Genomic DNA, 4812 nt, shown 5'->3' on the forward strand with positions numbered 1-4812 from the left:
GCAAAAGTAATAGCCGATATTCCCAAAGACCTCGTGAGCGAGGTTGTGGTTGTTAACAACAACTCGTCTGATAAAACAAGCGAAGTTGCTCAGAGCGCTGGAGCAACTGTATTAGATGAGAAGCAAATGGGCTATGGGTGTGCATGCTTGAAGGGAATCGAGTACGCAAGCCAGAAAAACGAAAGGCCCGATATTATAGTTTTTCTTGACGGTGACTACTCAGATTATCCCGAGCAACTAATAGAACTTATACAGCCAATTACAGAGAAGAAGATAGATATGGTAATTGGCTCCAGAGCACTTGGTAATGCTCAAGAAGGATCACTTCTTCCCCAGCAAGTATTTGGGAACTGGCTTGCAGTCACTCTAATAAAATATCTCTATGGTGTTCGCTTCACAGATCTTGGGCCTTTTAGGGCAATTAAGTTTGATAAGTTAATAGAACTGAAAATGAGTGATAAAACCTACGGCTGGACTGTTGAGATGCAGGTAAAGGCGGCTAAGCACAAATTCAGATGCACTGAAGTCCCAGTTAACTATAGAAAGCGTATCGGAGTCTCTAAAATTGCAGGCACTATCAGTGGAAGCATCAAAGCAGGATATAAAATACTCTGGACTATTTTTAAATATCTTTAGTAGACGTAGTTAATTATACTTCCAATACGAAGCCAAAGACCGGCTAAACCGTTTAATATAAAACCACCGTCTGTAAATACCGCCACACTAGTGGTTGCACCTACCCTTAAAGGATATTTTTCTTCATCAAGATTAGTTATTTTAAGTCTCACCGGAAACCTCTGAGATAAACTAAACCAGTTCTCAGGCGTCTCAACATCGGGCAGATATCCTGAGGGAACACCCTGCCCTGCACTCACGCCCCAGTCTGAGTTTTCAACCTGTGCCTTAAAGATTTTCCCTGGATACATAGATAAAGCGATTTCAGCGCTCTGACCCTCTTTAATTCTACCAATACTGTTTTCTCTAAAGTTTGCCACTATCCACCAGCTTTCATCGTCTACAAAAGTGAGCACAGCATCACCAGCGTTTGCGTAGGCACCATTTACAAGCTGAAGGTTGGTAACGTATCCATCACTCGGGGCATAAACGGTTGTCTGCAAGAGGTTATACTCTGCATATCTAAGGGCCGATTCTGCCTCTTTAATTATTGCAAACTCGCCGTCTATTGTATATTCGAGCGCTTGCTGAGCGCTTGCAAGATTGGCTTTGGCCTCGCCCAGAGTTGCCTCTTGGCTCCTAAGCTGATCCAGGGCAGAATCAAGCTCGAGCTGAGCAATATAGTTTTTCTGGGCCAAAGGAACGAGGTCGTCATACTGCCTCTTGGCATAAACGAGATCTGCCTGGGCTTGTTTAACCCCCTCTTGGGCTGATACGACAGCGCTTTTTAGCTGATCAACCTCCTGCTGATTCTGAACCAACGATGCCTTAAGCTCCTCAACCAAATATTCATATGGACTTGGATCAATACTAAATAGTTTCTGGCCCTCTTGGACAAATTGGTTGTTTTCAACAAACACGCCCATGACTCTTCCCTCAACCTGAGGGGCAACTTGAACTACATATGTTTGGACATAAGCGTCGTCCGTATATGGTGTGTAACGGTCTAAGAGTGCATAGTACAAAACTAGGATAACAATCACTGAAATAATGAAAGTTATCCAAAATTTTGGAGTGTATTTAATTGTTTTTATCTGAGAGATAAAATTGCTCATAGCTTTTGGAGTAAAAGCCTAAAATCCAGAAATTCCTGTGAATTTTTTACCACCATCCCCAGGGGCCGCCCATCCATCCCCACATATTATCAGATGCGACTTCATTACTAATGGCCGCATCCTCAACCTCATTTGCGATTTGCGACTGGGTAAGGAGTTTCTCATAGCGCTGATATGCCGCCTGATCTCCTGTGAAGACGCATTTGCAATTTGTAGGGTCTGCATACCAGTACAATGGTTTATTGTCTTTTACGCTAAAGAGCACTTTATGCGGGGTAAGAGTGTTCAAATTTTCAATTTCAGCCTGAGTCGTGGCCGGTATCATTTTAAAACCTGCGGCGCTTAAGAGTTGTTCCTGCTCTTGGGTTTTGTTATTTTCTATAGCAGCGCACGCTGATAGTACGAAAACTAAAAATAAAATAGACAAAAGTGATATATTTTTTCTCATCTTTTCCCTCCTTATAGATAATAGAATTCTTACAACTTAAGATAACCTAACATTTGTAGATTTAGAATAGAGAATATCTACTAATTTCTTAGTCCATACCTTCTCTTTTCTTATACCATTTAACCAGTGGTGCCAATGTGAGACCTTGAATCAGAATAGAAAATACAACTACCATGTAAGTGAGTACTAATATAATGTCTTTATGGGAATCTTCAGGAAGTGACAATGCCAATGCAATGGAAACCCCTCCTCTTATTCCGATCCAAGTCATGATAAGACCTTTTATCCTTGGAATTGGTCTGAAAAATCTAAGGAAAATCAGCGGGAACTCAACACTTATGTATCTTGCGATAATTATTACGGGAATAACTAGGCTTGCACCAATAAAGTATGTTTCTTTAAAATTAACTATAAGTATTTCAAGACCGATTAACACAAACAAAACTGCATTTAGAACCTCATCAATAACTTCCCAAAACTCCCTTACATAGTGCCCGTGCTCATGCCTTACACCAAGTCTAACTCTATCATTTCTGCTTTTAGCCAGAAACAATCCTGTTACCACGCTGGTCAGAGGAGCGGATACATCTAAAAGTTCTGCAAGAGAATACCCTCCAGAGACTATTGCCAGAGTAATCAAAATAATAACAATATGGTTATCTGATCCTTTAATGATTATTTGCATAATCATTTGATGTGTTATGAAACCCAGAACGAGCCCCAGTAAAAGCCCGCCGAGTGCTTCTCTTAAGAAAAACTCTCCTATAGAGATGACCGTAAAATCTGTGGTTCCTGTAGCAATACCCAAAAGAAGCACAAACAGTACAACTGAGGCTGCGTCATTAAAGAGTGATTCGCCGGTTATAATTGTCTCCATCGTCTTATCGGCATCTACTTTCTTTAAGATCTTTAGAACTACAACAGCATCAATAGGAGATATAATCGCACCAAAAATAATTGTATATATTAAAGGTAAATCACCACCTAAAGCATTTACTAAAAAGTACATTACAAAGCCAACAAATAATGATGATATAACTATTCCTACTGTTGCCAGATAAGATATTGTCCACGCATACTCTTTTAGCTTAGTAACCTCTACTCTTAGTGCTGCAGCGAACAATAGAAAACTCAGCATGCCGTTCATAAACAAATGATTAAAATCCGCAGCAATAACTAGATCCTGCGCCCACTGTATATGCCCAAAACCGATGTAGCCTAAAACTATAAATAAAATAGAGGCGATCAGGGATGCCAGCATTATCCCGATCGTAGAAGGAAGCTTTACATAAACTTCGTTAATAAAGCTGAATATAGCAGTTAGCGTTATTACTATGGCAAATACTGTAAAAAGACTCATATTATTAGTTCAATGCTTGGATAAATCCTTAGCCGCCTTATAGAAATTAATAGAAATTATATAGAACAGAAAATTAATGTACAGAATTATTATGCCTCCCTGGGGTTTAGAGCACCCTGAACGAGGATTTTATTTTGATTTATTTTATCTATTTCAGAGCTTATTTTGTACAACGAATCAAGCAGGCTAAGCATACTCGTGTGCACTAAGACCTGATTCTCTACATCTTTTGGGTCAAAGTTGCGCCATGAGCCTTCTTTTCTATATTCATGTACATGTTCTTCAATATCTGTTTTCAAATCGTTAATTTGATCACAAAAATTATGCTTGCTATTAAATTGTCCAGATACATCTTCAAAAAGCTCAGTTATTTGCCTATATCTAGAATCAAGATTTGTTATGAAGTCTTCCATTGAGCTCTTGTCTTTAAATTGAATAATAGTTCGGTTTAAAGTCTCTAGATCAGCATACATAAACTCAATTGACTCAATTATATGAATTATTTCCTCAGCATGAAGCTCATTGCTTCTAATAACATATTCAGCGTCATGAAGAAGCTGAGTGCTTGTTGGGAGCACAGCAGCAAGCGGCAAAATTAGCTTTTGAGCCTTTTCTTCATTTTCAGTTTTGAGGGTTATCAAATCTGAGATTATTTCACCACTAATACGTATAGATTTTGATATTTTCTCTTTAAGAAGGCTGTATGGGTTAGTTGGCCATAGAAGGTGCTGAACTATAAGGCCTATGAAAACCGCAGAGAATAGGGCCAAAAACCGAGTAAAGGCATCGCTTATGTCCAGATTAGGACCTGTAGTTAATAAAAGTCCGAAAGGAAAAAGAAGCCCCGCCTGAAGACCTGACACGGCAATATCCTTACTGCTGCTAGCAATATAGGCTGCTATAAAAGTAGCAAGACTGTATAGCGCTATAACAATTGAGAAATGAGGCGATATAGAAATCACCATTATACTAATAAAACAAAACGTAATTCCCAGTACTACTCCTATAATCCCATACCTGCTTTTCATAAATGCCTGACCAAGGTTTGGTATAACTCCAAATAATATTGCAAAGAATACGACCTGTCCGCCTCCGGGAAGACCTATAGCTACCTCACCAAACATAAGGATGAGGAAAATCACAACTGTTTTAACCCCAGCTCTAAAGCCATCTTGATCAATATATAAAAATGAGCTTTTTCTTTTATTCTCTACCTGTTTTGTATGTGTTAATCGTTCCGCCATCATAACAGAGTATTGGTTATTGTGAAATAC

At 39.1% G+C, this 4812-nt stretch carries 5 protein-coding genes; 1 reads left to right on the forward strand and 4 read right to left on the reverse strand.

The genetic code is table 11. The features are described from left to right. A partial coding sequence (locus AAF462_10160) for a glycosyltransferase family 2 protein (GenBank protein ID MEM7009484.1) occupies positions 1-636 on the forward strand: 636 nt, incomplete at its 5' end. Here AAF462_10160 and AAF462_10165 read toward each other — a convergent pair. The 4 genes from AAF462_10165 to AAF462_10180 all read right to left on the reverse strand — a co-directional run. After that, positions 633-1730: an HlyD family secretion protein gene (locus tag AAF462_10165; protein ID MEM7009485.1), complete on the reverse strand. Its 1098-nt coding sequence runs from the start codon at positions 1728-1730 to the stop codon at positions 633-635. The two genes, AAF462_10160 and AAF462_10165, sit on opposite strands and share 4 nt — an antisense overlap. Positions 1731-1776: 46 nt before the next feature. After that, the gene (locus tag AAF462_10170; GenBank protein MEM7009486.1) at positions 1777-2178 is read right to left on the reverse strand and encodes a hypothetical protein; all 402 of its coding nucleotides are present in this window, start codon (positions 2176-2178) and stop codon (positions 1777-1779) included. A gap of 88 nt (positions 2179-2266) precedes the next feature. Next, positions 2267-3538 carry a sodium:proton antiporter gene (locus AAF462_10175; protein MEM7009487.1) on the reverse strand — a complete coding sequence of 424 codons (1272 nt, stop codon included), beginning with the start codon at positions 3536-3538 and terminating at the stop codon, positions 2267-2269. A gap of 89 nt (positions 3539-3627) precedes the next feature. Continuing rightward, a partial coding sequence (locus tag AAF462_10180; protein ID MEM7009488.1) for an FUSC family protein occupies positions 3628-4812 on the reverse strand: 1185 nt, incomplete at its 5' end.

Source organism: Thermodesulfobacteriota bacterium (genome assembly GCA_039028315.1).
Taxonomy (GTDB): domain Bacteria; phylum Desulfobacterota_D; class UBA1144; order Nemesobacterales; family UBA2774; genus CR02bin9.

Coding starts and splice junctions, on each gene's coding strand:
- AAF462_10165 (MEM7009485.1), bottom strand. CDS start 1,730: ATGAGCAATTTTATCTCTCAGATAAAAACAATTAAATACACTCCAAAA.
- AAF462_10170 (MEM7009486.1), bottom strand. CDS start 2,178: ATGAGAAAAAATATATCACTTTTGTCTATTTTATTTTTAGTTTTCGTA.
- AAF462_10175 (MEM7009487.1), bottom strand. CDS start 3,538: ATGAGTCTTTTTACAGTATTTGCCATAGTAATAACGCTAACTGCTATA.